The sequence below is a fragment of the Pseudomonas sp. TMW22091 genome, from assembly GCF_022496705.1.
GTDB classification, from domain to species: domain Bacteria; phylum Pseudomonadota; class Gammaproteobacteria; order Pseudomonadales; family Pseudomonadaceae; genus Aquipseudomonas; species Aquipseudomonas saxonica.
The window spans coordinates 40,260-64,632 of the sequence record NZ_SCFI01000008.1 but is presented as its reverse complement, the minus strand read 5'-3'; the positions used below and the strand labels follow the sequence as shown (position 1 = coordinate 64,632).

General features: G+C 58.2%; 24 protein-coding genes, 4 tRNA genes and 1 pseudogene. 16 read left to right on the top strand and 13 right to left on the bottom strand.

Going from position 1 to position 24,373, the window contains the following annotated elements; translation table 11 throughout:
* Positions 1-217: 217 nt before the first annotated feature.
* From EQV93_RS15910 to EQV93_RS15885, 6 genes are all read left to right on the top strand, one after another.
* Positions 218-1,366, top strand: coding sequence for an FAD-dependent monooxygenase (locus EQV93_RS15910; RefSeq protein WP_146424429.1), 1,149 nt, complete (start codon positions 218-220; stop codon positions 1,364-1,366).
* On the top strand, positions 1,363-2,190 hold the full coding sequence (locus EQV93_RS15905) for an alpha/beta fold hydrolase (RefSeq protein WP_240891894.1): 828 nt from the start codon (positions 1,363-1,365) through the stop codon (positions 2,188-2,190). The genes EQV93_RS15910 and EQV93_RS15905 overlap by 4 nt, the downstream gene beginning before the upstream one ends.
* Positions 2,187-2,942, top strand: a complete 756-nt coding sequence (locus EQV93_RS15900) for a maleate cis-trans isomerase family protein (protein WP_146386552.1) — start codon at positions 2,187-2,189, stop codon at positions 2,940-2,942. Before EQV93_RS15905 ends, EQV93_RS15900 begins: the two co-directional genes overlap by 4 nt.
* 9 nt (positions 2,943-2,951) lie before the next feature.
* Positions 2,952-3,590 carry an N-carbamoylsarcosine amidohydrolase gene (locus EQV93_RS15895; RefSeq protein WP_240891893.1) on the top strand — a complete coding sequence of 213 codons (639 nt, stop codon included), beginning with the start codon at positions 2,952-2,954 and terminating at the stop codon, positions 3,588-3,590.
* A gap of 189 nt (positions 3,591-3,779) precedes the next feature.
* Positions 3,780-5,096: an MFS transporter gene (locus tag EQV93_RS15890; RefSeq protein WP_122785622.1), complete on the top strand. Its 1,317-nt coding sequence runs from the start codon at positions 3,780-3,782 to the stop codon at positions 5,094-5,096.
* A gap of 289 nt (positions 5,097-5,385) precedes the next feature.
* Entirely contained in the window at positions 5,386-6,057 is a 672-nt protein-coding gene (locus EQV93_RS15885; protein ID WP_240891892.1) for a YceH family protein, read from the top strand.
* A 37-nt stretch (positions 6,058-6,094) separates the two neighbouring features.
* On the opposite strand, the gene EQV93_RS15880 is transcribed toward EQV93_RS15885, so the two are convergent.
* Positions 6,095-6,913, bottom strand: coding sequence for a shikimate 5-dehydrogenase (locus EQV93_RS15880; RefSeq protein ID WP_240891891.1), 819 nt, complete (start codon positions 6,911-6,913; stop codon positions 6,095-6,097).
* 188 nt (positions 6,914-7,101) lie between these two features.
* Between EQV93_RS15880 and EQV93_RS15875 the strand changes: the two genes are divergently transcribed.
* From EQV93_RS15875 to EQV93_RS15865, 3 genes are all read left to right on the top strand, one after another.
* Positions 7,102-7,458: a hypothetical protein gene (locus EQV93_RS15875; protein WP_122785625.1), complete on the top strand. Its 357-nt coding sequence runs from the start codon at positions 7,102-7,104 to the stop codon at positions 7,456-7,458.
* 149 nt (positions 7,459-7,607) lie between these two features.
* Complete coding sequence (locus tag EQV93_RS15870; protein ID WP_122785626.1) at positions 7,608-7,802, top strand: hypothetical protein; 195 nt, start codon at positions 7,608-7,610, stop codon at positions 7,800-7,802.
* Positions 7,803-7,896: 94 nt separating this feature from the next.
* Positions 7,897-8,091 (top strand): hypothetical protein, encoded by a 195-nt coding sequence (locus tag EQV93_RS15865; protein WP_122785627.1) that lies wholly within the window; start codon positions 7,897-7,899, stop codon positions 8,089-8,091.
* Here the strand turns inward: EQV93_RS15865 and EQV93_RS15860 are convergent.
* Both EQV93_RS15860 and EQV93_RS15855 read right to left on the bottom strand, forming a co-directional pair.
* Complete coding sequence (locus tag EQV93_RS15860; protein ID WP_122785628.1) at positions 8,039-8,350, bottom strand: AzlD domain-containing protein; 312 nt, start codon at positions 8,348-8,350, stop codon at positions 8,039-8,041. The two genes, EQV93_RS15865 and EQV93_RS15860, sit on opposite strands and share 53 nt — an antisense overlap.
* Complete coding sequence (locus EQV93_RS15855; protein ID WP_146424436.1) at positions 8,347-9,042, bottom strand: AzlC family ABC transporter permease; 696 nt, start codon at positions 9,040-9,042, stop codon at positions 8,347-8,349. The genes EQV93_RS15860 and EQV93_RS15855 overlap by 4 nt, the downstream gene beginning before the upstream one ends.
* Positions 9,043-9,245: 203 nt before the next feature.
* Between EQV93_RS15855 and EQV93_RS15850 the strand changes: the two genes are divergently transcribed.
* Positions 9,246-9,764 (top strand): Dps family protein, encoded by a 519-nt coding sequence (locus EQV93_RS15850; protein WP_122785630.1) that lies wholly within the window; start codon positions 9,246-9,248, stop codon positions 9,762-9,764.
* Between the two features lie 162 nt (positions 9,765-9,926).
* On the opposite strand, the gene EQV93_RS15845 is transcribed toward EQV93_RS15850, so the two are convergent.
* The gene (locus EQV93_RS15845) at positions 9,927-10,868 is read right to left on the bottom strand and encodes a class I SAM-dependent methyltransferase (protein ID WP_240891890.1); all 942 of its coding nucleotides are present in this window, start codon (positions 10,866-10,868) and stop codon (positions 9,927-9,929) included.
* A 312-nt stretch (positions 10,869-11,180) separates the two neighbouring features.
* Here EQV93_RS15845 and pbpG point away from each other — a divergent pair, with 312 nt between their 5' ends.
* Positions 11,181-12,107: a D-alanyl-D-alanine endopeptidase gene (gene pbpG / locus EQV93_RS15840; RefSeq protein ID WP_122785632.1), complete on the top strand. Its 927-nt coding sequence runs from the start codon at positions 11,181-11,183 to the stop codon at positions 12,105-12,107.
* 139 nt (positions 12,108-12,246) lie between these two features.
* On the opposite strand, the gene EQV93_RS15835 is transcribed toward pbpG, so the two are convergent.
* The 8 genes from EQV93_RS15835 to gltX form a co-directional block, all read right to left on the bottom strand.
* Positions 12,247-12,699 carry an Hsp20 family protein gene (locus EQV93_RS15835; RefSeq protein ID WP_122785633.1) on the bottom strand — a complete coding sequence of 151 codons (453 nt, stop codon included), beginning with the start codon at positions 12,697-12,699 and terminating at the stop codon, positions 12,247-12,249.
* Positions 12,700-12,832: 133 nt separating this feature from the next.
* Complete coding sequence (locus EQV93_RS15830; protein ID WP_122785634.1) at positions 12,833-13,792, bottom strand: tRNA dihydrouridine synthase; 960 nt, start codon at positions 13,790-13,792, stop codon at positions 12,833-12,835.
* A gap of 72 nt (positions 13,793-13,864) precedes the next feature.
* Complete coding sequence (locus EQV93_RS15825; RefSeq protein ID WP_122785635.1) at positions 13,865-14,299, bottom strand: acyl-CoA thioesterase; 435 nt, start codon at positions 14,297-14,299, stop codon at positions 13,865-13,867.
* 172 nt (positions 14,300-14,471) lie between these two features.
* Positions 14,472-14,547: transfer RNA gene (locus EQV93_RS15820), tRNA-Glu, on the bottom strand.
* Between the two features lie 77 nt (positions 14,548-14,624).
* A tRNA-Ala gene (locus EQV93_RS15815) sits at positions 14,625-14,700 on the bottom strand.
* A 50-nt stretch (positions 14,701-14,750) separates the two neighbouring features.
* Positions 14,751-14,826: transfer RNA gene (locus EQV93_RS15810), tRNA-Glu, on the bottom strand.
* A 75-nt stretch (positions 14,827-14,901) separates the two neighbouring features.
* A tRNA-Ala gene (locus EQV93_RS15805) sits at positions 14,902-14,977 on the bottom strand.
* 311 nt (positions 14,978-15,288) lie between these two features.
* Positions 15,289-16,770 (bottom strand): glutamate--tRNA ligase, encoded by a 1,482-nt coding sequence (gene gltX, locus EQV93_RS15800; protein WP_122785636.1) that lies wholly within the window; start codon positions 16,768-16,770, stop codon positions 15,289-15,291.
* Between the two features lie 202 nt (positions 16,771-16,972).
* Between gltX and EQV93_RS15795 the strand changes: the two genes are divergently transcribed.
* From EQV93_RS15795 to EQV93_RS15775, 5 genes and pseudogenes are all read left to right on the top strand, one after another.
* Positions 16,973-17,923 (top strand): 2-hydroxyacid dehydrogenase, encoded by a 951-nt coding sequence (locus EQV93_RS15795; protein ID WP_240891889.1) that lies wholly within the window; start codon positions 16,973-16,975, stop codon positions 17,921-17,923.
* Between the two features lie 12 nt (positions 17,924-17,935).
* Positions 17,936-19,258: an Nramp family divalent metal transporter gene (locus EQV93_RS15790; protein ID WP_240891888.1), complete on the top strand. Its 1,323-nt coding sequence runs from the start codon at positions 17,936-17,938 to the stop codon at positions 19,256-19,258.
* Positions 19,259-19,730: 472 nt separating this feature from the next.
* A pseudogene (locus tag EQV93_RS15785) lies at positions 19,731-20,618 on the top strand (nitrilase family protein).
* 88 nt (positions 20,619-20,706) lie between these two features.
* A complete protein-coding gene (locus EQV93_RS15780) occupies positions 20,707-21,822 on the top strand; it encodes a hypothetical protein (protein WP_240891961.1) in 1,116 nt (371 codons plus the stop codon).
* A 60-nt stretch (positions 21,823-21,882) separates the two neighbouring features.
* Positions 21,883-22,854 carry an asparaginase gene (locus EQV93_RS15775; protein WP_240891887.1) on the top strand — a complete coding sequence of 324 codons (972 nt, stop codon included), beginning with the start codon at positions 21,883-21,885 and terminating at the stop codon, positions 22,852-22,854.
* Here the strand turns inward: EQV93_RS15775 and EQV93_RS15770 are convergent, their stop codons facing one another.
* Entirely contained in the window at positions 22,855-23,820 is a 966-nt protein-coding gene (locus EQV93_RS15770; RefSeq protein WP_240891886.1) for an alpha/beta hydrolase, read from the bottom strand.
* Positions 23,821-24,373: the final 553 nt, after the last annotated feature.

The following is a 24,373-nucleotide window of genomic DNA, read 5'->3' as shown; positions in this document are numbered from 1 at the left end:
TTCACGTAAATTATTTTTTTCGCGGGATTCAAACCCACATACTCCAGTAATTTCCTGCATTTAAGGGCTTTCACCCATTAAAAAGCTGGCGACTCAGTCAACATTTTTTTATCGAAGGGTCTATGCAGAATAAAAATATATAGCGTATACACTGTAAATATCTGGACGAAGCCGCACGCCTAGCGCCAGTCATTTTCAGAATAAAAGGAAGCCTTGCATGCCCACACAACAGAAAATCGCCATCGTCGGCGCCGGCCTGGGCGGTGCTGCCGCCGCCACGCTGCTGCAGAAAGCCGGATTCCAGGTCGATGTTTATGAGCAGGCCCCGGCGTTTTCCCGCATCGGTGCGGGGATTCACATGGGCCCCAACATCATGAAGATTTTTCGCCGTATGGGCATTGAGCAACAGCTCAGCGAGATGGGCTCGCACCCTGACTTCTGGTTCAGCCGGGACGGCGCCAGCGGCGACTACCTGTCGCGCATCCCGCTGGGTGAGTTTGCCCGCAAGGAATACGGCGCGGCCTACATCACCGTGCATCGGGGTGACCTGCACGCACTGCAAATGTCGACCATCGCCCCCGGCACCACTCACTTCAACAAATGCCTGACCCGCCTCGAAGAAACCGACACCCACGTCAACCTGTTCTTCAGCGACGGCACCCGCACCCAAGCCGATATTGTCATCGGTGCGGACGGCATCAATTCGAAAATTCGTGAAGAGTTGCTCGGCGCAGAAAAACCGCTGTACAGCGGCTGGGTCGCCCACCGCGCCCTGATTCGCAGCGAAGACCTGACCCGCTACAACCTGAACTTCGAGAACTGCGTTAAATGGTGGAGCGAAGACCGCCACATGATGGTCTACCACACCACCGCCAAGCGCGATGAGTACTACTACGTTACCGGCGTTCCTCACGCCGCCTGGGATTTTCAGGGCAATTTCGTCGACAGCAGTCGCGAAGAAATGTTTGACGCATTCCAGGGTTACAACCCGACCGTTCAGGCTCTGATCCACTCCAGCGAAAGTGTCACTAAATGGCCGTTGCTCAATCGCAACCCGCTGCCGCTGTGGAGCCGTGGCCGACTGGTACTGCTGGGGGATGCTTGCCACCCGATGAAGCCGCACATGGCCCAAGGCGCCGGCATGGCCATTGAAGATGCCGCCATGCTCACCCGCTGCCTGGAGGAAACCGGGCTGAGCGACTACCGCACCGCCTTCAACCTGTACGAAGCCAATCGCAAAGACCGCGCCTCGCGCGTACAAGCCGTCTCCAACGCCAACACCTGGCTGCGCACCCAGGAAGATCCGGCCTGGGTCTATGGCTACGACATCTACAGCCACGCGCTTGAATCGGAAGTGGTCGCATGAGCACGTTTATAGAGGGCGGCAACGTTCAGGCCAACGGCATTCGCCAACACTACTTGCGCTACGGCGGCCAGCAGAATGGCGCCAAACCGGTTCTGCTGCTGATACCCGGCATCACCAGCCCGGCGATTACCTGGGGGTTTGTCGCTGAACGCCTGGGCGCTCAATTCGACACCTACGTGCTGGATGTGCGCGGGCGCGGGCTGTCTTCAAGCGGACCTGAACTCGATTACAGCAGTGACGTGTGCGCCGACGACATCAACGCGTTTGCTCAAGCCATGGGCTTTGACCACTACCACCTGGCCGGCCACTCGATGGGCGCGCGCTTTGCGGTGCGCAGTGCAGCGCAGCACCCCGCAGGCGTGAAAAGCCTGGTGCTGATCGACCCGCCGGTGTCCGGGCCGGGTCGTCGCGAGTACCCCAGCAAACTGCCGTGGTACGTGGACTCGATTCGTCTGGCTCAACAAGGCATGGACGCACAGGCCATGCGCGCCTTCTGCCCAACCTGGACGCTGGAGCAATTGCAACTGCGCGCCGAATGGCTGCACACCTGCTATGAGCCTGCCATTGTTCGCGCCTTCAATGACTTCCATGACGTGGACTTTCATCAAGACTTGCCCGCCCTCACCGTCCCGACGCTGTTGATGGTGGCCGGGCGTGGCGGCGTGATTCAACCCGAAGACGAAGCCGAAATACTTGACCTGCAACCGCGAATCCAGATCGCACGCGTCGAAAACGCCGGGCACATGATCCCGTGGGATGACCTTGAAGGGTTCCTGACTGCCTGCATCGCCTTCCTCGCCCACCCTCAAAGGAGTCACCCGTGATCAAGCCTTACCGTATCGGCCAGATTGTGCCGAGCTCCAACACCACCATGGAAACCGAGATTCCGGCGATGCTGACCGCGCGCCAGTTGATCCGCCCCGAGCGCTTTACCTTTCACTCCAGCCGCATGCGCATGAAGCAGGTCCGCAAAGAAGAGCTGGCCGCCATGGACGGTGAGTCCGACCGTTGCGCCATCGAACTGTCCGACGCCCGAGTGGACGTACTGGGCTACGCCTGCCTGGTGGCAATCATGGCGATGGGCCTGGGTTATCACCGTCAATCCGAGAAGCGCCTGACCCGGGCCACGGCTGAAAATGACGGCAACGCCCCCGTGATCACCAGCGCTGGCGCCCTCATCGACGCACTGAAGGTGATGGGCGCGAAAAAAATCGCTATTGTCGCGCCCTATATGAAACCGCTGACCGAGCTGGTGGTGGACTACATCCGCGAGGAAGGCTTCGAAGTGGTGGACTGGCGTGCGCTGGAAATCCCCGACAACCTGCAAGTGGCCCGGCATGACCCGGCCAACCTGCCTGGCATTGTCAGCGGCATGAACCTTGAAGGCGTGGACGTCATTGTGCTGTCGGCCTGCGTGCAAATGCAGTCGCTGCCCGTGGTGCCGCAAGTCGAAGCGCAAACCGGCAAACCCGTACTGACCGCTGCCATCGCCACCACTTACGCCATGCTTAAGGCCCTCAATCTGGAGCCGATTGTTCCGGGTGCCGGGGCATTACTTTCAGGCGCGTATCAATAGGAGCTGAACATGTCTGAAGAGCTTAGTGCCGACGCCAACTATCAGGGCGTATGGGGCCAACGCATCGGTTTCGGTAAAAAATCGGCGCTGCTGATGATCGACTTTATGCAGGGCTACACCCTTGAGGGCGCACCCCTGTTCGCTCCCGGTGTGGTCAGTGCCGTAGCCGAAAGCGTCGAACTGCTGGCTTGCGCCCGCGATCAGCAGAAACTGGTGGTGCACACCAACATTCGTTATCACCCGGGGCATTTTATCGACGGTGGCATCTGGGTTAAAAAAGCCCCGGTCATGAAAGACATGGTTGAGGGCAATCCACTGGCCGCCTTTTGCGAGGCCGTGCAGCCCACCCCGGACGAAATAGTGATCAGCAAGCAGTACGCCAGTTCGTTTTTCGGCACCAGTCTGGCATCCCTGTTGCACGCTCAAGGCGTCGACACCGTGGTGCTGGCCGGTTGCTCGACCAGCGGCTGCATCAGGGCCACGGCGGTGGATGCGGTGCAGCACGGATTTCGAACCATCGTTGTGCGCGAATGCGTCGGTGACCGCCACAGCGCACCTCATGAAGCCAATCTGTTCGATATCGATAGCAAATACGGCGACGTTGTCAGTAAGCAGGAGGCCATCAAGCAATTCAAAGTCAGCCAATAGATTGACCGGCGGACAGGGTAGTCCGCCACAGAACCGGGCCACAGAGCACTGGTCGCCACTACTGAGCAAGGGCCTGATTCTAGGCCTGCCCAGTCTTCTGACTCTGCCTTTGGAAGCCGCAGTACGAGCCTGCCAAAGCACTGATCGCGGCTACATACCATAACAATACGTCACCGCCAGGAGACACACATGCCCTCTGCAAATGCTGGTACTACCCTTGCGACCCCTGTCGCAGACCCGCTACAGGTGCTCTATCGCAAGATCACCTGGAAGCTCATTCCCTTTCTTTGCTTTTGTTATCTGGCCTCTTATCTGGACCGGATCAACATTGGCTTTGCCAAGCTGCAAATGCTCGGCGACTTGCAGTTCAGTGAAACGGCGTTCGGCCTGGGTGCTGGCCTGTTCTTTGTGGGCTATATCCTGTTCGAAGTACCGAGCAACCTGGCCCTGGAAAAAGTCGGGGCCAAAGTCTGGATCGCCCGGATCATGATCAGTTGGGGCCTGCTGTCAGCCTGCACCATGCTCGTCACCACACCGACCCAGTTCTATATCGTGCGCTTCCTGTTGGGCGCGGCAGAAGCGGGCTTTCTGCCGGGCGTGCTGTATTACCTGACCACCTGGTTTCCGACCCATCGGCGCGGGCGCATCATTGCCCTGTTCATGATCGGCATGCCCTTGTCCAGCGTCATCGGCGGGCCGCTGTCGGGCTGGATCATGGGGGCGTTCGACAACACGGCGGGCCTTCGCGGCTGGCAATGGTTGTTTATCCTCGAAGCGGTGCCCACCGTACTGCTAGGTATCTTGACGTTCTGGGCATTGCCCAACAGTCATCACTCGGTCAAATGGTTGAGCCCCGAAGAAAAGACCCTGCTCGAAACAGAGCTGCGCCTGGATGACGCTGAAGGCAAACACAGCAAACACAGCTTTCGCGACGGCTTCTTCAACCTGAAAGTCTGGATGCTCGGCGGTATCGATTTTTCCATTCTGCTCAGCGCCTACGCGATGGCCTTCTGGATGCCCACCTTCATCCGCAATGCGGGTGTGGCGGACAACTTCCATATTGGCGTACTGACTGCCCTGCCCAGCGCCGCCGCCGTGATTGGCATGCTGATGATCGGCGCCAGTTCTGACCGGCGCCGCGAACGCCGTTGGCATATCATCGTGCCGTTCCTGATTGGCGCGGCCGCGATGGCTGGCACCACCTTTTTCAGCCATAACGTGTTTGCCACGGTGTTGCTGTTCGGCATTGCCTCGGCGGCCATTATCGGCGCCGTACCGGTGTTTTTCAGCTTGCCGGCGACCTTCCTCAAAGGCCGCGCCGCAGCCACCGGCTTTGCCCTGGCCTGCTCGCTGGCCAATATTGCCGGGCTGGTGAGCAACTCATTGATGGGTATTGCCATCGACGTCACCGGCAGCGGCAACGGCGCGCTGTGGTTCTTCGCGCTCTGCCTGCTGTTGAGCAGCCTGCTGGTAATCGCACTCCCGGCGAAGCTGGTTAACCGTTAACCCAACACGCAAAAACCTCGTAGCAGCTGACGAGCTCTGCGAGGCTGCGTTCGGCGGCAAAGCCGTCGTAAAACCAGTAAGCCCGGTACGTCAGATGCAAAACGGCCAGCTTTTTTGCTATTCGTTACTCCGCACCCGCAGATCTTGCGACGATTGCATCGTCGAACGCAGCCTCGCAGAGCTCGTCAGCTGCTACGAGGCGACGAGTGATGTTATTCAAGTGCATGGCAGTCGCTCTGGCGCACAAAAAACTCCACAATGGCCGCTGGCTATAAATGGAGAAGAAAAAATGGAAGCCCCTTCAAGTCAGTCCCCAGACAGCACCCTCCTCGACGACCTCAGCGAACCCCGGCTCGACGCCATCGAAATTCGCATTCTCGGCGCTCTGATCGAGAAACAAGCCACCAATCCTGAAACCTACCCACTGACGCTCAACGCGCTGGTACTGGCGTGCAACCAGAAAACCAGCCGCGAGCCGGTGATGAGCCTGACCCAGGGGCAAGTCGGGCACAGCTTGCGCGCACTGGAAGGTCGGGGTTTTACCCGACTGGTGATGGGTAGCCGGGCAGACCGCTGGGAACATCGAGTCGACAAGGCGCTGGAGCTGGTGCCCGCGCAAGTGATCCTGCTGGGCCTGCTCTTTCTGCGCGGCCCACAAACCCTCAACGAGCTGTTGACGCGCAGTTCGCGCATGCACGACTTTGAAGACACCGAACAAGTGCAGCACCAGCTCGAACGCTTGATAGCACGCGATCTGGCACTACTGGTGCCACGCCAGAGCGGCCAGCGCGAAGATCGCTACATGCATGCACTGGGCGATCCGGCGGATATCGACACCCTGATAGCTGCCCGTCAGCAACCTGCAGAACGCAGCAGCGGCTCAAGTGTTTCGCTGGAACGTTTTGAAGCGCTGGAGGCGCGCATTGCCGCACTGGAAGCGCGCCTGGCAGAGCTGGAGTAAACCTGCGAACGGGCGAGGTGACTCGCCCGCCACCTTGTCAGCTGCGAGCAAAGGCCACAGCCGCCTGAAACTGCTCAGGGGTAGGACGAACGCCGGTATACAGCACAAACTGCTCTAGCGCCTGAATCGCGATCACTTCCAGACCGGTGATTACCTGCTTAGCCTGTGCACGCCCGCGCTTGATCAACGGTGTTTCGACAGGAATTGCCACCACGTCGAAAACAATCTCGGCGCGGTCTACCGCATCCTCCCCAAAAGCCAAATCATTCGCTTCAGCCCCGCCCGTCATACCCACCGGCGATACGTTGATCAGCATTTGCGGCCTGTGTGCGCCCAATTGCGCCTGCCACGGGTAGCCACAACTCGTCGCCAGCGCGGTACCGGTCTGCTCATTGCGTGCAACCACCAAACCGTTGCGATAACCGCCATCGCGCAAGGCGCTCGCCACGGCCTTGGCCATGCCGCCGCTGCCCAGCAGGGCAAAGGTCGTGTCTTTTGGGACCTGATGGGTCTGCAACAATTGCGCGATGGCAATGTAATCAGTGTTGTAGGCCTTGAGATGCCCGTCGGTATTGACGATGGTGTTGATCGACGCAATCGCCTGCGCTGAGGCGTCCAGTTCATCCACCAGCGCGATGCAGGCTTCCTTGAATGGCATGGACACGCCGCATCCGCGAATCCCCAACGCCCTGATACCGGTCACGGCCCCCGTAAGGTCCTTGGTGGTAAAGGCCTTGTAGTAAAAATTGAGGCCCAGTTGCTCATACAGATGATTATGAAAACGCAGTCCGAAGTTACCCGGTCGACCCGACAGCGATATACACAACCGGGTGTCTTTATCCGGATTCATTTGCATGCCCATCTCCTTTCTGAATGTTTTTCAATGATAGGTTTGGCTGGTACGTGAGGTGCAGCGCTTAAACGTGTCAGCCCCGCAAGACCTTACACAAAATTTACTCACGGGCTTCGCAGTTTTTTCCAAAACCGCTGTCTGATGGTTATCCCCGCACGCTTTATGCGGGCCGTGAAGTTCGAGGAATCGTCATGATGCGTACTCTCCCCGCAGTCGCTTTACTTATTGGCGCATTGGCTGTCACAGGCCCGGCTTCAGCCCATGGCGGCTGGGGTGCCGGCCCGGCCATCGTCGGCGCAGTAGTCGGTGCTGCCGTCATCGGCTCGGTGCTTGCCGGCCAGCAAGAACGTCCGGTGTATGTACAACAACAACCCGTCTATGTTCAGCCGCAACCGGTGTATGTGCAGCCCCCGCCCGTGTATTACCAGCCACAGCCGGTGTATGTACAAGCGCCGCAGCCGGTCTACTATCAAGGTCATTACGGTCGGCCGCAGCCGATGTACTACGGCCCGCCACGGGGCTACTACGGCCCGCCACCTCGCTGGTAATCGGCTCGCGGGCTGAGGGCACAAAGTCAACAAACTGGCATGAAAGTCGCTTGTGAATCTGCTAACCCGCTGCAAATGCGGCATTAAGTAACGCCCTGCAGCGGTATGCACCAAGACCACGACACGCAATAAAAACAAGGACGCCTGGTATGCCAACTCAAAACCCGCACCGCATTGTAGGCTTGTGCACCTCCAACAAGGTCTACAACACCCTGACGGAACTCAAGCAGCTGGAAGGCCATCGCAACGCAAAAATGTTGTCCCTGCTGGCCCAGCATCTTGTCCATCAGGGCCTGTTGAGCGAAGAGGACGTCATGCACATGCTTGACCAAGTGGTCGACTGATCCACACTGACATCAATGGCCACTATCACCCGCAATGATTTTTTGCACGGTGGCCACCGCCGTAAGCTAACCCCATTGTTAGCCGGAGGTGTCTATGCCCAACGTTCATGTCATGTCAGTCATTGGCAGCGCTGTTCCCGCCCCACTCAGGGCTGACGGCCTGCTCGCCTGTTGGTACGTCGTCAGCGATGGCGTTACCGTCAGCGGCCCCTTCTCTACCCGCGCTGCTGCCGAGGTCATAGCCACCAGCGAAACAGGTAAAACAACGCCACACTTAACACGACACTGAGCAACACGTTGCGGGTCCAGAGCATCAGCCCTATCGCGCATAGCCCCGCCAGCAGATAAGGATTGCCTGGACTCAGGTTCAAGGTGTGATCCTTGATAAAAATGATCGGCCCGCAAATCGCCGTCAGCATTCCTGGTACAGCAAACCCCAGGAACTCCTTGACCCCGCGATTCAGGCGAATCGGCAAGCGCGGCTCCAGAAACAGGTAGCGGTTGAAAAACAAAATCAGTGTCATCCCGCCAATAATCACCCAGATCATGCCAAGTACCCTCCCACGCGCTTGCACACATAGCCCGCGCTCATGCCGGCAAGGCCCGCCAGAACAATGGCCGACTCCCATTGCCAATGGCTGAACAGCACTACGCACAGCAGTGAAACCGCCACGCACACCACCGTGGGAAGGTTGCGCACTATCGGGGTGATCAGCGCAATAAAGGTCGCCGCAATCGAGAATTCAAGCCCCAACTGATCCAGCCCCGGAATGCTTTTGCCCAGCACCACACCCAGCAAAGTGAAAATATTCCAGCCTACGTACATGCACAGGCCCACGCCCAGCGCGTACCAGCGATTAAAGGTCTGACGGTCAAACGGGCTGACCAGCGCAAAAAACTCGTCCGTCAGCAAGAAACCCAGCCCTAGACGCCACTTGCCAGACAGGGGCGCCACCAACGGGCGCAGGTGCATGGCGTACAACAGGTGTTGCGAGGTCAACAGCAGCGTGGTCACCAAAATCGAAATCACACTGGCGCCGCCTTTGATCATGCCAATGGCCACCAACTGGGCAGCGCCGGCAAACACGAACAAAGACAAGCCCTGACTTTGCATCGGGGTCAGTTGGGCATCAATCGCCGTTGAGCCTGCAAGCAAGCCCCAGGGCGCGCACGCCAACGTTAAAGGAAGACAGGCAATCGCACCGCGGGTAAATGCAATGCGAGGAACAGTAGTAGGCATCTAAAAGCATCCGGGCAGTCAGCAGCGTCAAAGGGTCGCAGTTCGAGTGAAAAAAGTCTTGAACGATCGTGTTATTTCGGGAGTCGATGAGTGTAACCGCTGAGGTGCAGCGGTCTGACAGGTTTGACGGAAAACTGATCGTGGTCTTTAGTCAGCGGGCATACCCCACCTGTTTTCATTCACAGCCATCACGAGGAACCACCATGAAAGACCTGAAATCCGCCAAGGAAAGCAGAAAGGCCGATCTGCGGACACCTACGGCGCTGAGCGAAGAAGCCTGCATCAATATTGCGGCTGAAGTGAATGCTCTACTGGCAGACACCTTTGCCATCTACATCAAAACCAAAAACTTCCACTGGCACATGTCCGGCCCACACTTCCGTGACTTCCACTTGCTGCTGGACGAACAAGCCGACCAGATTTATGCCACAACCGATGCCATTGCCGAGCGCGTGCGCAAGCTGGGTCGCACCACCATTCGCTCGATCGGCCATATCAAACGACTTCAGCGCCTGCTGGACAACGACGCCGACTTTGTAACCCCGGAAGACATGCTGGCAGAGCTGCGCGAAGACAATATCCAGCTGGCCGGCTACATGCGTGAAACCCACGACATGTGCTCCGAGCTGGGCGACGTCGCCACCACCAGCCTGCTGGAAAACTGGATCGACGAAGCTGAAGAGCGCGTCTGGTTCCTGTTCGAGTCGTCACGCACCAAGTAACACTCGATTCGTGTAGCCCTGCGCATGCGCCAAAGGTCTTTAGCAGCGGCTACACACATGAAATTTGTTTCACAGTCTTTGCAGGTAACGCGCGCTATATTCGCGTTGCTCATTTAATGAACCCTTCGCCCGCACCCTCCCCCGCGGGCTTTTTTTTGCCTGTCAAATGCCCTGTTTGAATACCAGTGCCTTCAAACCGCACTCAGCATCGGCGTCAGGAAATTCCGGCGGGTTGTCCAGACGCTTTACAAACCTCAAGGCGGGGGCATCGACGGTGATGCCTTCAATCAGGAAGTCCGAACCTAACGCCGGATCATTCATGCAAGCCAGCACCGTGCCGTTCTCCGACAGCAGTTCGGGCAAACGGCGCACCACGCGCTGGTAGTCCTTGGTCAACAGAAAGCTGCCTTTCTGAAAAGACGGCGGATCAATGATCACCAGATCATACGGCCCCATGCTTTTGACCTTGCCCCAGGACTTGAACAGGTCATGCCCGAGAAAGCTCACCTTGCTCATGTCGTGCCCATTGAGCCGGTGGTTGTCACGACCCCGACTCAGTGCGGCGCGAGACATATCGAGGTTGACCACATGCTGAGCGCCCCCTTCGATGGCCGCGACCGAAAAACCGCAGGTGTAGGCAAACAAATTCAAGACTCGCTTACCCTCGGCATGGGCCCGCACCCAATCGCGGCCATAGCGCATATCCAGAAACAAGCCGTTGTTCTGCTTGCGGCCCAGGTCGACGCGATAACGCAACCCACCCTCGGTCAGCGTCCACTCATCAATCGCCTCCCCCACCAACCATTCGGTATCACTTTGCAGGGTATAGCGATGCTGCATGACCAGCGTGTGCGCGCCACTGGCTTGCCACACGGGCTGCTGTGCAAGGTCAAGCAACAATTGCTTCAGCGCTTCAAGCTGCTCAGGCTCGGGCTCCTTGAACAGCGAAACCAACACCACGCCTTGCAACCAGTCCACCGTCAATTGCTCAAGCCCCGGCCAGCATCGCCCACGCCCATGGAACAAACGCCGGGTTTCTGCCGGCGCAGCCTCCAGAGCGGTCGATAAATGCTGGGTGAGAGTGCTTAACGCTTCAGGAGTCATCGGTCGGGCCGGTCAATTCAAGGGGCCGGCATTTTACACAATTGCCAGGCACTGAGTGCTGCACGACCTTTCAGCCCCCGTTCAGTTAGCGCTCAGGTTCAGGCTGCTACCCTTCTACCGCGCCGCCGTCTGTGCGAGAAACAGCCATCGGCTTAACGCCCAAAAAAAGATTATTTACATCAAATACATCGTGTAAACCCCCGCAAATACAGGAATTTCAAGCAATCTTGGTCCATACTCGGCAAATGTAACCCGATGTGTAAATCAACCTTCGGGTCGCAGCACTCACCCACCCTTTTTGAGTCAAACTGCGTGAAAATTCATCTTTCTATGTTAAGCCTGATTCTTGTTCTGACAGGCACCGCCGCTTCTTCAGTTGCCGCAGCGACTGAAAGCACATTAGCGCCCCGCGACACTTCACAACTGCACATTGCTTCAGGCAGCGCCATGCTGGTTGACCTGCAAACCAATAAAGTCATATTTGCCAGCAACCCCGACGTCGTCGTCCCCATTGCCTCGGTCAGCAAGCTAATGACCGCCATGGTGGTGCTGGATGCCAAGCAGTCGATGGACGAGTACATCTCAGTCAATATCAGCGACACGCCGGAAATGAAGGGCGTGTTTTCCCGCGTCAAGCTGGGCAGCGAGTTGTCGCGTCATGAAATGATGCTGATCACCTTGATGTCTTCGGAAAACCGCGCCGCCGCGAGCCTCGCCCACCACTACCCCGGTGGTTATGTGGCGTTTATCGCTGCGATGAATGCCAAAGCCAAGAGCCTGGGCATGATGAACACTCACTACGTAGAACCGACCGGCCTGTCGATGCACAACGTGTCCACGGCTCGGGACTTGAGCAAGCTGCTGTCGGCAGCCCGCAAATACCCGATGCTGAGCCAGTTGAGTACCACCAAAGAAAAAACCGTGGCGTTCCGCAAACCCAATTACACCTTGGGCTTTCATAACACCGACCATCTGGTCAACAAAGACAAGTGGAACATCAAGATCACCAAAACCGGCTTTACCAATCAGGCAGGCCACTGCCTGGTACTGGTCACCGAAATGGGTAACCGCCCGGTGTCGCTGGTGATTCTGGATGCCTTTGGCAAATACACCCACTTTGCTGATGCAGGGCGTATTCGTAACTGGGTAGAAACCGGGAAAAGCGGCAGCGTGCCCGATGTGGCCCTGCGCTATAAAGCGGATAAAAACCTGAAAGCCCGACACGAAGCCGGTAAATAAAAAAGCAGGCACTCGCTTTGGGGAGAGGGTTCAAAGCAAATGCCTGCGTACTGCTCTTTAGTGCGTCTCGGGCCAGCGCCCGGACGGGTTGAGAAGAACCCCGCCCAAGGACGGGGTTCCTGTCAGACGCTCACTCAGATCAGTTTTCCAGAGTGGCTTGTTGACCCCCATTGATAGGGATGCGTTTTGCTTTCGCTTCTTCTGGCACGACCCTCTGCAAGTCAATGCTCAGCAAGCCGTTGCTCAGATTTGCGCCTTTGATCTCGATATGGTCATCGAGGCGGAAGGACAGTTTGAATGCCCGTTGCGCAATGCCCTGATGCAAGAAGGTCACGCCTTCTTCACTGCTGGTGTCGCGTTTGCTGCCGCTCACGGTCAGCACACCTTTCTCTACTTGCAGGTCCAGGTCTTCTTGCTGGAAGCCTGCGGTTGCTACGACGATGCGATAGCTGTCTTCACCGCGTTTTTCAACGTTGTAAGGTGGGTACCCACCGCTCGAATCATTGCGAAGCGCGGTTTCAAACAAGTCACTAAAACGGTCAAAGCCGACAGAATTACGGAACAGTGGCGCCATGGAAAATGCGTTGCTCATAATTTAGCCTCCTGATTTCAGCGAGATTTTGTTTCTGCGACCCGGTTTCGGCATCGCTTAACCCCTAAATAGGGACCACCAAATCCATTTCAAGGGCTTTTTTTCAATTTTTTTTAATTTTTTTTTGCCCGCCTCAGGCAGCGTTCTGGGGCGGATTGTTGACCATATGACGGACTTTTTCGCAGTCGGTTTCACGGCGCATGGCATTGAACAACACCACCGCTTCGGGGTAGTTGCGGGTCAACATCGCCAGCCACTGCTTGAGCCGGCCCGGCGCTGACCGCGGGGTCAATTGCGCCTCGGCCTGCGCCCAGAAATCACGAATCATGGGCTGCAAATCGGCCCACGTCATCGGCACCACCTCTTCACCGGCACGTGCCGCCGCAATCTGGCGAGCCAGATCGGGGCGCGACACCAGACCACGACCCAGCATGATGTCTTCGGCCCCACTGATTTCGCGGCAACGGCGCCAATCTTCAACCGACCAGATATCACCGTTGGCAAATACCGGCACTTTGACCGCGTCTTGCACTTGGGCGATGTACTCCCAATGCGCAGGCGGCTTGTAGCCATCCATCTTGGTTCGCGCATGCACCACGATCTGGCTGGCACCGCCTTCGGCAAGGGCAATTGCACATTCATTAGCGCTGTCAGGCGTGTCAAAGCCCAGACGCATTTTCGCCGTGACCGGAATATGCGCAGGCACGGTGCGGCGCACTTGCAGCAAGATGGCGTGAAGCAATTCCGGCTCTTTGAGCAACACCGCACCGCCGCGGGATTTATTCACCGTTTTGGCCGGACAGCCGAAATTGAGGTCGATCACCTCGCTGCCCAACTGGCAGGCCAGCGCTGCGTTATCGGCCAGACACGCCGGATCGGAACCCAGCAACTGCACGCGCAGCGGCACACCGGCACGGGTTTTGGCTCCGTGCTGCAACTCAGGGGCAAACTTGTGGATATAGGCTTCAGGCAGCAGCCGCTCGGTGACGCGAATAAATTCGGTCACGCACCAGTCAATACCACCGGTGCGGGTCAACACATCACGCAGGATGTTATCGACCAACCCTTCCATCGGCGCCAAGGCAATTTGCATGGGGACTCTCATAAAAAACGTGCGGCAGTTTACGGGGTTCTGCCGCGATTCGGAATCAGCGACTTGCTCGGGTCAGCGTCCTACGACAGCCGGCCCGTAGCCTTCCAGAAACTCGGCCGGTAAACGCTTGGCCTTGCCGCTGGACAATTCGATGCAAACAAACGTGGTTTGTGCCCGCAGCAAGGTTTTAGCGTCGCGGGGGCGAATCAACTGAAAGTGACGGGTCATGCGCAAGCGCCCATCGCATTCAACAATCCAGGTGGCCAGCTGCAACTCATCGCCCTCATAGGCGCTGGCGAGGTAGTCGATCTCATGGCGGGCCACGGCCATGGCGCGATCCAGACGCCGGTACTCGCTCAGGTCCAGCCCCAGGCGCTGCGAGTGGCGCCAGGCGCAACGCTCAAGCCAGACCACATAAGCGGCGTTGTTGGCATGACCAAATCCGTCAATGTCCTCGGCCTGCACTTTCAGGTCAATGATGAACGGTGTTGCCAAGTCCCAGCTCATACCCTGTCTCCACATACCCATAAAGCGCGCAGTGTAACGCACACGGTCTGCGCAAAGGCACAGGGCATCTATTGATCAAGGGAAAGGGTCATGCAGGACGTAAACGACAGACAAACAAAAGGGCCATTCAATAATTGAATGACCCTTTAAAATCCCGCAAAGCGGGTAATCGTGGCGTCCCCTAGGGGACTCGAACCCCTGTTACCGCCGTGAAAGGGCGGTGTCCTAGGCCACTAGACGAAGGGGACACAAACCCTTCTAACAGTGATCAGCGCTTAGTGCTGATCGATTCAATGCCAGTGTGGCCCGGCATTGAACTGTAAATTGGTGGAGCTAAACGGGATCGAACCGTTGACCTCTTGCATGCCATGCAAGCGCTCTCCCAGCTGAGCTATAGCCCCGATTTATCGCCTGGCGGCGGAGCAACATCGAAATGCTGCTTCTGTGAAACTGGCGTCCCCTAGGGGACTCGAACCCCTGTTACCGCCGTGAAAGGGCGGTGTCCTAGGCCACTAGACGAAGGGGACATAAACCTTCTAACTGATCAGCGCTGAGCGCTGATCGATTCAATGCCGGTGTGGCCAAGCATTGAACTGTAAATTTGGTGGAGCTAAACGGGATCGAACCGTTGACCTCTTGCATGCCATGCAAGCGCTCTCCCAGCTGAGCTATAGCCCCAAACAGTCAGTGTTGCGTGTTGCTGTGTGGACGGGGCGCATATTAAGACCGGATCGGTAGGCTGTCAAACTTATTTTCAAAGTTTTTTGAAAAAAATCACCGTGAGAACAACCACTTACCCTCACACCCCCGAAAACACGGACTTTCGCAGACCTACTCACCCGTAGCAGCTGCCGCAGGCTGCGTCCGATTGCGCAGCGATCGTAAACCCTGAACTCGCGGACTTTCAGTAAAACCCCGGAATTAGAACGTACGACGGCTAAGCCGCCGGACGCAGCCTGCGGCAGCTGCTACGGGTGTTTCAACGCGTATCAGCCGATTGCGTTGAACAGCTTTTCCCACTCTTTGTTTTCTTTCTTCGACACGCCACCCAGCAGGTCAAGCGCCTGACGCAGACGGAAGCGGGTCAGGTCCGGCCCCAGAATCTCCATCGCGTCCAGTACCGACACCGAGCTGGCCTGGCCCGTGATCGAAGCGAACATCAGCGGCATCGCATCGCGCAGCTTCAACTCAAGAGACTCAACCACCGTCTGAATACAGCCGGTGATGGCGTCTTTTTCCCACTGACGCAAGCTCTCCAGCTTCCACAAGATCAATTGCATCAACTGACGCACTTGTTCGTTGGACAGCTTCTTGTGCTCAAACAGCTTGGCATCCAGCTGCAAGCCACCCGAGAAGAAGAACCCAGCCAGCGGGGCAATCTGGCTGAACGTTTCGACACGGCCCTGCACCAGCGGCGCGATTTTCATCATGTACTCAGGGTTGAGGGCCCATTGCTGAACGCGGCTGGCGAACTCGTCCAGCGGCAAATCACGCAACCACTGACCGTTCAACCACGACAGCTTCTCGACGTCAAAGATAGGCCCGCCCAGCGACACACGGCTGAGGTCAAAGTTATCGACCATTTCCTGCAACGAAAACTTCTCGCGCTCGTCCGGCATCGACCAGCCCATGCGGCCCAGGTAGTTGAGCATTGCTTCGGGCATAAAACCCATGCGCTCGTAGAACGTGACCGATGTCGGGTTCTTGCGCTTGGACAGCTTGCTCTTGTCCGGGTTACGCAGCAGCGGCATGTAGCACAGCTGCGGCTGTTCCCAGCCAAAGTATTCGTACAGCAGGATCAGCTTGGGTGCCGACGGCAGCCATTCTTCGCCACGCAATACGTGAGTGATGCCCATCAAATGGTCATCGACCACGTTGGCCAGGAAGTACGTCGGCAAGCCGTCGGTCTTCATCAGCACTTGCATGTCCATGCGATCCCACGGGATCTCAACGTCACCACGCAGCAGGTCAGGCACCACGCAAACGCCCTCGGTCGGCACTTTCATGCGGATCACGTGGGGTTCGCCTGCCGCCAGGCGCTGGGCAACTTCTTCTTTGGACAGCAACAAGGCACGACCGTCGTAACGCGGGGTTTCGCCCTTGGCCATTTGCTCGGCGCGCATCTGGTCAAGCTCTTCGGCCGTGCAGAAGCACGGGAAGGCGTGGCCCATGTCAACCAGTTGCTGGGTGTACTTTTTGTAGATGTCGCTGCGCTCGCTTTGACGGTACGGGCCGTGCGGGCCGCCAACATCCGGGCCTTCGCTCCAGGTAATACCCAGCCAGCGCAAGGCGTCGTAGATCTGCTGCTCGGACTCACGGGTCGAACGCAACTGATCGGTGTCTTCAATACGCAGAATAAATTCGCCGCCATGCTGCTTGGCAAAGCAGTAGTTGAACAAAGCGATGTAAGCGGTGCCGACGTGAGGGTCGCCGGTAGGCGATGGCGCGATGCGCGTGCGAACGGTGGTCATGGGCGGTCTCGAACTGGAGATAAAACAAAGGGCGAATGGTAACAGGCCGACCCGGCTTGGCTCCAGCGTGAGACTTGACCCAACTGCCACACGGTTGAAAAAAGCAGAAATAGCGTACTTGTATCGAGTTGATACAGGGAAAAGCTGCCGACAGCAGTGTTAATCTCAGGCCATTCTCGACTTTTCTTGGCTGGAGACAGGTATGTCCCGCGTTGTGCTGGTGCTGGTTGAAGCGGTAAACGATTACTTGCCCCTGCTGGAGCAGGCCGGTTTTGAACTGATTCGCGCGCCGACCCCGGCCAGTCGCGCCGAAGCCATTGCTACCCAAGGCGAGCGTATTGACGCCGTACTGACCCGCGGCCCGCTGGGCTTGTACGCCGCCGAAATCGCCGCCCTGCCCCACTTGAAAATCATCTGCGTGATTGGCGCCGGTTATGAACACGTCGACTTGCAGGCCGCCAGCAATCGTTCAGTCACCGTGACCAATGGCGCGGGTGCCAATGCCCCGACGGTTGCTGACCATGCAATGGCGCTGCTGCTGGCACTGGTGCGCGGCATCCCCCAGGCGGACGCCAGCGTTCGACGTGGCGAATGGCTCAAGCCCATGTGCCCTACCCTTGAAGGCAAGCGGCTGGGCATTGTCGGCCTTGGCGCCGTGGGGCTGGCCATTGCCCGTCGTGCCGCCAACGGCTTTGACATGAGCGTCAGCTACCACAACCGCCAACCCCGGCCCGATGAGCCCTACACCTACCAGCCCAGTGTGCGCGAACTGGCAGCAGCGGTAGATTTTCTGATCGTGGCTGCCCCCGGTGGCCCGGCGACTCACCACCTGGTAGACCAGCAGGTACTTGAAGCGTTAGGCCCACAGGGCTACCTGATCAATATTGGCCGTGCCAGCGTGGTCGACACGCACGCACTGGTTGCCGCCTTGACCGAAGGCCGCATCGCCGGTGCCGGACTGGATGTATTCGATGACGAACCGCGCGTGCCCGACGCGCTCAAACTGCTGAGCAATGTGGTCTTGACCCCACATATCGCCGGACAGTCGCCGCAAGCGGCCCAAGACACCGTGCAACTCGTGGTCTTGAACCTGCAAGCGTTCTTCAGCGGCCAACCGCTGCTCACGCCCGTGCGCTTACCCGCCCCTCAGTAACGGAGCACGCGCTTGAAATTCAGCCTGCCGAAAATCGCCACCGCGCCCTTCTGCCCTCCCGAAGTCAGCGGCAGCATCCCTGTCGACCCCAGCGCGCCATTCTGGAAACGCGTTCTGCGCTTTGCCGGGCCCGGCCTGCTGATCAGCATCGGTTACATGGACCCCGGCAACTGGGCGACGGCGATCGAAGCGGGATCGCGCTATGGCTACAACCTGCTGTTCGTCGTACTGCTCGCCAGCCTGGCCGGCATGACCGTGCAATGCCTGTGCTCGCGACTGGGCATTGCCACCGGCCGCGACCTCGCGCAACTGTGCCGCGAGCGCTACAGCAAGCGCTCGGCGCGGGTGCAATGGCTGCTGGCAGAGATTTCGATCATCGCCACCGACCTGGCCGAAGTGCTCGGCTGTGCACTGGCCTTTCACTTGTTACTCGGGTGCTCGATGACCTTCGGCATCGCCCTGACAGCCTTCGACACCTTGCTTATATTGGCCTTGCAAGGCAAAGGCTTCCGCCGCCTGGAAGCCATTATGCTGGCGCTGGTACTGACCATCGTCGCGTGTTTCTTTGTCGAACTGGTGCTGATCAAACCGTACTGGCCGGACGTGTTCCAAGGGTTCAAACCCTCACTGTCAGCCATCAACGACGCGGCGCCGCTGTACATCGCCATCGGCATCATTGGTGCCACCGTCATGCCGCACAACCTGTACCTGCACAGCTCCATCGTGCAAACCCGCCTGACGGGCAAGGACTACGCCAGCAAACTGGACGCCGTGCGCCTGTCGCGCATCGACACCATGGGTTCACTGGCACTGGCACTGCTGGTCAACGCCTCGATCTTGATACTGGCGGCCGCCGCCTTTCACCACACGGGCCACACCGACGTTGTCGAAATCCAGGACGCGTACCGCATGCTCGACCCGCTGGTAGGCGGGGCCATGGCCAGCATCTTGTTCGGCGTGGCGCTGCTGGCCTCCGGACAAAGCTCGACCTTCACCGGCACCATCGCCGGGCAAGTGATCATGGAAGGCTATCTGGACTTGCGCATACCCTGCTGGCAGCGGCGCCTGATTACTCGCGGGCTGGCGTTGATACCCGCCTTTGTGGGGGTATGGCTGATGGGTGACGATGCCGTGGGCAAACTGTTGATCCTCAGTCAGGTAGTTCTCAGCCTGCAACTGCGCTTCGCGCTGTACCCGTTGATCCGCATGACCAGCGATAAAAAACTGATGGGGCCGTTTGCCAACCGCCTGCCAACACGGTTATTGGCGTGGTTTCTGTTTGCCGTGATCAGCACGGCCAATGTGTGGTTGATTGCGCAGATAGGTTCGATCTAAGGCCCTGAAAAGGCCGTTCTAACCCTCTCCCTCCGGGCATAGGTATCGACACATTTTTAGATACCTGACGATTAATGTGCCTGGAAGCTGATGAATGCTGCGGTATTGGTGTTTGCCGGATAGATCCGGTATTCAGAAGACGTAGCCTCGCGGAGCTCGTCAACTGCTACGGATCTCGGGATCTTGCGCGATCTGTTGACCTGGCTTTTGATCTATCAGCCCCCTTAAATCACGCTGGCATCACACAGGTTTTGCGCAGTGACGCACCAAACCGATCGCAGCCTTCGTTCCTCGTCAGCGGCTACAGGAACTGCATGCGCAGCCAGGCTGTAGTCCATCAGATACAACTCGCACAATATCGAGCAACGTACTACATCAGGATTAGAACTTACGGATAGACCTCTGAGCTGACAATTCTTCTTACTGATGTGCCCTGCAACCTGGGGCCATACAACAACAAGAGGTGTCAGCGATGAACCCAGCTATCAGTCCCGTACGTATTGCCGTTGTGCAGTTCGACCCACAAGTGGGTACACAACACTGCCAAACCAATCTGCAAAACAGCCTGCAACTGGCCCAGCAAGCCGCCAAAAACGGGGCGAATCTGATTGTGCTGCCGGAACTGGCAAACACCGGCTACCTGTTCTCCAGCCGTTAGGATGCCTTCAAGCATGCCGAGGTGGTGCCTGATGGCCCAAGCGTGCGTGCCTGGATCGATTTTGCCAGGCAACATCAGGTGTATCTGGTCGCAGGGCTGGCCGAGCAGGAGGGTATGCAGTTGTTCGATACCGCTGTTCTGCTCGACCCGGACGGATTTATCGGCAAGTACCGCAAAGCCCATTTATGGAACAAGGAAAAACTCTGGTTCACACCCGGCGATCTCGGCTTTCCTGTGTTCGAAACACCCATCGGGCGTATCGGCCTGCTGATCTGTTGGGACATCTGGTTTCCCGAAGTGCCGCGCCTGCTGAGCCTGCAAGGCGCCGATATTATTTGCAGTCTCAACAACTGGGTCTGGACACCCCCGCCGTTGTTCGATGACGCCGGAAAATGCATGGCGTCCTATCTGACGATGACCGCAGCCCACGTTAATAATGTGTTTATCGCCGCCGCCAACCGTATCGGCGAAGAACAAGGCGAGCGTTATCTGGGGTGCTCGCTGATTGCCGGCACCAATGGCTGGCCTATCGGCGAAGTCGCACCCGCCGATGAGCAAACGATTCTCTACGCCGACATAGACCTGTCGACCGCCCGCAGCGCGCCGATCTGGAACAATTTGAACGATTTGTGCCGCGACCGACGGGTGGATGTGTATGAGTCGATGCTCGGTTATCACCAGCATCCTTGCTTGCCGCGTTGATGGGGGTGCAACCATGCAATCCTTATCTGAGAAAGCCCCCTCTGTATCGCCCTCTCGTTTACTGACCCTGTGGATTGTCACTGTGTTGATGGTGGCGCTGGCGACCACATGGGTCGCATTGAACTACTCAAACAACGGTGCAGGCTATTGGCCCGGTTACAACGACATGATGGCGAGCCTGCCTTCACCCTTGGCCTGGTTGCGCTGGGTGCTCGGTGACATCAGTGAAGTAGCCTTTTACAAGCATGAACTCGCGTCGCTGGGCCTGTTGCTCGGCGGTGCGTTGGGTTACTGGGCCAGCCGTTACGCAGGGGCGTGGCAAGGTTTTAGCATCTGCTACGGCACAGGCCTATGGCCTTGGCTGGTCAGTAGTTCGCTGCTGGGGCTATTACTGAGCAATGCGCTGTGGGGCTGGACCCTGACCGCAGACACGTGGCAACCCACCTTTGCCGCTTTTGTGTCATTGCCTGCCGCCATGCTGCTGTTCTTTGGTGGCGGCTGGAAAGTCACGATCAACGGGGCAATCCTCGGTGCCTTGCTGGTCACACCGGCGTGCCTGCTCATCGTCAACTTTGTATGCTTGCCGCTTGGCCTGCCCGTAGTGGTCGGTAATGTACTGGGCATGGCGGTGGGCAGCGTATTGGCCTTTGTGCTGTGCCGTGCTGTTCCGGCTCTGGTCAGCCCCCGGCCGCACGTGACAGCAGACCCGCCTGCTATTTCCGAAAAAGCGCCTGACTACGGGGTGATCTGGACGATACGCCGCGTTCTGGCAGACTTTTCCGAAGCCCCGTTCTTTGGCAATGAGTGGGCCAGCCTGGGCATGCTGGCAGGTGTATTGATCGCGTGCGCATTGAACCCGCTCAGCCCTGCCTATGGTTCGGGCCTGCTGCTGCACATGGTCGCCGCTCAAGCCTTGACTTCATTGGTCGGGGTCATTGTGTGGCGTCATCAATGGCGAAAGCGCGGCTGGTATCCCACTTACGTGCCACTGGTCTCAGTGGTGCCCGCTGCCGTGTTGACCTATGGTGGCAGCGCCAATGTCATGCTGAGCAGTGCGGTACTGGGCGCTTTGATAGCCCCGCCACTGGCGTGCGCCATCGCCCAGCGGCTGCCTTCATACCTGCACCCTTATATTGGTAATGTCCTGTCGATGGCGATCAGCACCTTGCTGATTATCCCCCTGATCGGCGTACTGATTGGATAAGCGTTAATCACCCTGCGTGGCAGGTTATACCTGCCACGCCGCTGACCTGTGAGAACGAACATGTTGCGAGCAAAAATGTCCATTGCCACCTTGGGTGGCACCCTTAGCATGCAACGCACCACGCCAGGCGCAGGCATCACACCCGTTCTTGGCGGCGAAGCCTTGTTGGCTTCAACCCCAGCACTCAAAGAGCTGGCAGATGTGCATGTCGAAAGCCTGAGTCTGCTCCCCAGCGCATCGATGGACTTTGACTTCCTGCTGACCGTTTTGAGCTGGGCCAAACGTCAGGTCGCACAAGGCGCGCAAGGCGTGGTGATCACCCAGGGCACCGATACGCTGGAAGAGACGGCCACTTTTTTTGAGTACCTGTGGGACCTCGACCAGCCCTTAGTGCTGACCGGTGCCATGCGCGGAGCCGACCAACCCGGTGCAGACGGCCCGGCTAACGTGCTGGATGCCTGCCGCGTCGCCCTGAGTAAAGACAGCGCTAAACGGGGTGTACTGGTGGTGATGAATGCAGAAATACATCAAGCCTTGGCCGTTCGTAAAACCCACAGCCTGGCCTTGCAGGCTTTTGCCTCACCCAACGTCGGCCCTGCGGGAATGATCCTCGAACATCGCGTCCACTTCTCAAGGCCCGCCGCTGCCCGCAAAACGCTGCCCTGGCCCGTGCGCACGACGCAAAAAGTCGCCCTGCTGGAAGCCGTACTCTCGGCCGACACCTCTCTGGTTGAGCAGCTTGTACCGCTGGGTTATGAGGGTTTGGTCATCGCAGGGTTTGGTGCGGGGCACGTCAGCGAGCAATGGAGCACCGTGCTTGAACCGATTGCCGCTCAAATGCCCATTATCGTCAGCACACGCTGTGGTGCCGGGTCGACCGCATCCGATACTTATGGATTCAAGGGCGGCGAAATCGATCTGATCAACAAGGGCCTGCACATGGGTGGATGCTTGTGCCCGCGCAAGGCCCGAATACTGTTGTGGCTTCTGATTGGCAGCGACAGCGCTCACGAACTGTCGCGCTTTGTGTAATTACGGCTTCAACAATTGCTCATCCAGCCACCCCGCCACCCGCCCATGAATGCCTGCCACTTCCTCCAGCAGCCCGCTCATGCGCATAAAGTCGTGGGTCATGCCGGGTTCTTGCAGCAACAACACCGTATTGCCCGCCGCCATGAGTCTGTCGGCATACGCCAACCCTTCGTCATACAAGGGGTCATACCCTGCCAGGTAGACCAGCGCCGGGGCCAACCCGCTCAGGTCTGGCGCCAGCAACGGCGAGATGCGCCAGTCATGCAGGTCAGCTTCATGACGGGTGTAGTGTCGATAGAACCAGTCCATGCTCGCGGTTTCCAGCAAGTAGCCTTCTGCAAACGCGGCATGGGAGGCGCGCTTGCAACTGCCGTCCGTTACCGGATACAGCAGCACTTGCGCACGCGGTACGATGGCCACCTCCTGCGGGGCACGCACTGCCAGAATCGACAAGACGGTGCTCAAGGTGCCGCCCGCGCTGTCGCCAGCAAAGGCCACCCGCGATGCATCCAGTCCGTGTTTGGCGCCGTCACGCAGGAGCCAGTTAACCGCATCGCAGGCGTCATGCACGGCGGTGGGAAATACCCATTCCGGAGCTAGCCGGTACTCCACGGCCAGCACGGCAAACTGCCCCGCTGCGGTTAACCGGCGGCACAAGGCATCATGGCTGTCGAGACTGCCGATCACATAGCCACCGCCGTGGAAGTACACCACCACCGGCAAGGGGTTGATCTCCAGATCGGGGCGCCGATACAGCCGCGCCGCCAGGCTGAAGTTGTCCCGCGCCGGGATACGCACGTCGTAGCTGTCGATCTCGGGCACCGGCACGTCAAACACGGGCGAGCTGAGTTCAAACTCGCTGCGGGCCTGTGCCGGGGTCATTTCATGCATCGGCTGGCTCTTGCCGGTCATGCGGCTGAATTCAGCCAGTTCCAAAAACGCTTCCAGTTCGGGTAATACCGACATTTCGATTTCCTTGTATTCAATGCAGCGCGCAGCCGTCGTAAAACCATTCAATCCGGTGCTGCCTGGCACACCGTGCCCTTAGCGTTTGCGACGATTGCATCGTCGAACGTAGCCTCGTTCTACTCGTCAACGGCTACAACAGCAGAGCTGTGCGTCAAATAACACACATCCTGTAGCCGCTGCCGAGGCACGAAGGCTGCGATCGGCGGCGCAGCCGTCGTAAACGGTGCTTGCCTGACACACCGTGCTCGTAGCGTTTGCGACGATTGCATCGTCGAACGTAGCCTCGTGCTACTCGTCAACGGCTACAACAGCAGAGCGTGCGTCCAATAACACACATCCTGTAGCCGCTGCCGAGGCACGAAGGCTGCGATCGGCGGCGCAGCCGTCGTAAACGGTGCTTGCCTGACACACCGTGCTCTTAACGTTTGCGACGATTGCATCGTCGAACGTAGCCTCGTGCTACTCGTCAACGGCTACAACAGCAGAGCTGGGCGCCCAATAACACACATCCTGTAGCCGCTGCCGAGGCACGAAGGCTGCGACCGGCGGC

Bases quoted from the DNA above. Each gene is read 5' to 3' on its own strand.
- EQV93_RS15910 (WP_146424429.1), top strand. From the start codon at position 218: ATGCCCACACAACAGAAAATCGCCATCGTCGGCGCCGGCCTGGGCGGT.
- EQV93_RS15905 (WP_240891894.1), top strand. From the start codon at position 1,363: ATGAGCACGTTTATAGAGGGCGGCAACGTTCAGGCCAACGGCATTCGC.
- EQV93_RS15895 (WP_240891893.1), top strand. From the start codon at position 2,952: ATGTCTGAAGAGCTTAGTGCCGACGCCAACTATCAGGGCGTATGGGGC.
- EQV93_RS15890 (WP_122785622.1), top strand. From the start codon at position 3,780: ATGCCCTCTGCAAATGCTGGTACTACCCTTGCGACCCCTGTCGCAGAC.
- EQV93_RS15885 (WP_240891892.1), top strand. From the start codon at position 5,386: ATGGAAGCCCCTTCAAGTCAGTCCCCAGACAGCACCCTCCTCGACGAC.
- EQV93_RS15880 (WP_240891891.1), bottom strand. From the start codon at position 6,913: ATGCAAATGAATCCGGATAAAGACACCCGGTTGTGTATATCGCTGTCG.
- EQV93_RS15875 (WP_122785625.1), top strand. From the start codon at position 7,102: ATGATGCGTACTCTCCCCGCAGTCGCTTTACTTATTGGCGCATTGGCT.
- EQV93_RS15870 (WP_122785626.1), top strand. From the start codon at position 7,608: ATGCCAACTCAAAACCCGCACCGCATTGTAGGCTTGTGCACCTCCAAC.
- EQV93_RS15865 (WP_122785627.1), top strand. From the start codon at position 7,897: ATGCCCAACGTTCATGTCATGTCAGTCATTGGCAGCGCTGTTCCCGCC.
- EQV93_RS15860 (WP_122785628.1), bottom strand. From the start codon at position 8,350: ATGATCTGGGTGATTATTGGCGGGATGACACTGATTTTGTTTTTCAAC.
- EQV93_RS15855 (WP_146424436.1), bottom strand. From the start codon at position 9,042: ATGCCTACTACTGTTCCTCGCATTGCATTTACCCGCGGTGCGATTGCC.
- EQV93_RS15850 (WP_122785630.1), top strand. From the start codon at position 9,246: ATGAAAGACCTGAAATCCGCCAAGGAAAGCAGAAAGGCCGATCTGCGG.
- EQV93_RS15845 (WP_240891890.1), bottom strand. From the start codon at position 10,868: ATGACTCCTGAAGCGTTAAGCACTCTCACCCAGCATTTATCGACCGCT.
- EQV93_RS15835 (WP_122785633.1), bottom strand. From the start codon at position 12,699: ATGAGCAACGCATTTTCCATGGCGCCACTGTTCCGTAATTCTGTCGGC.
- EQV93_RS15830 (WP_122785634.1), bottom strand. From the start codon at position 13,792: ATGCAAATTGCCTTGGCGCCGATGGAAGGGTTGGTCGATAACATCCTG.
- EQV93_RS15825 (WP_122785635.1), bottom strand. From the start codon at position 14,299: ATGAGCTGGGACTTGGCAACACCGTTCATCATTGACCTGAAAGTGCAG.
- gltX (WP_122785636.1), bottom strand. From the start codon at position 16,770: ATGACCACCGTTCGCACGCGCATCGCGCCATCGCCTACCGGCGACCCT.
- EQV93_RS15795 (WP_240891889.1), top strand. From the start codon at position 16,973: ATGTCCCGCGTTGTGCTGGTGCTGGTTGAAGCGGTAAACGATTACTTG.
- EQV93_RS15780 (WP_240891961.1), top strand. From the start codon at position 20,707: ATGGTGGCGCTGGCGACCACATGGGTCGCATTGAACTACTCAAACAAC.
- EQV93_RS15775 (WP_240891887.1), top strand. From the start codon at position 21,883: ATGTTGCGAGCAAAAATGTCCATTGCCACCTTGGGTGGCACCCTTAGC.
- EQV93_RS15770 (WP_240891886.1), bottom strand. From the start codon at position 23,820: ATGTCGGTATTACCCGAACTGGAAGCGTTTTTGGAACTGGCTGAATTC.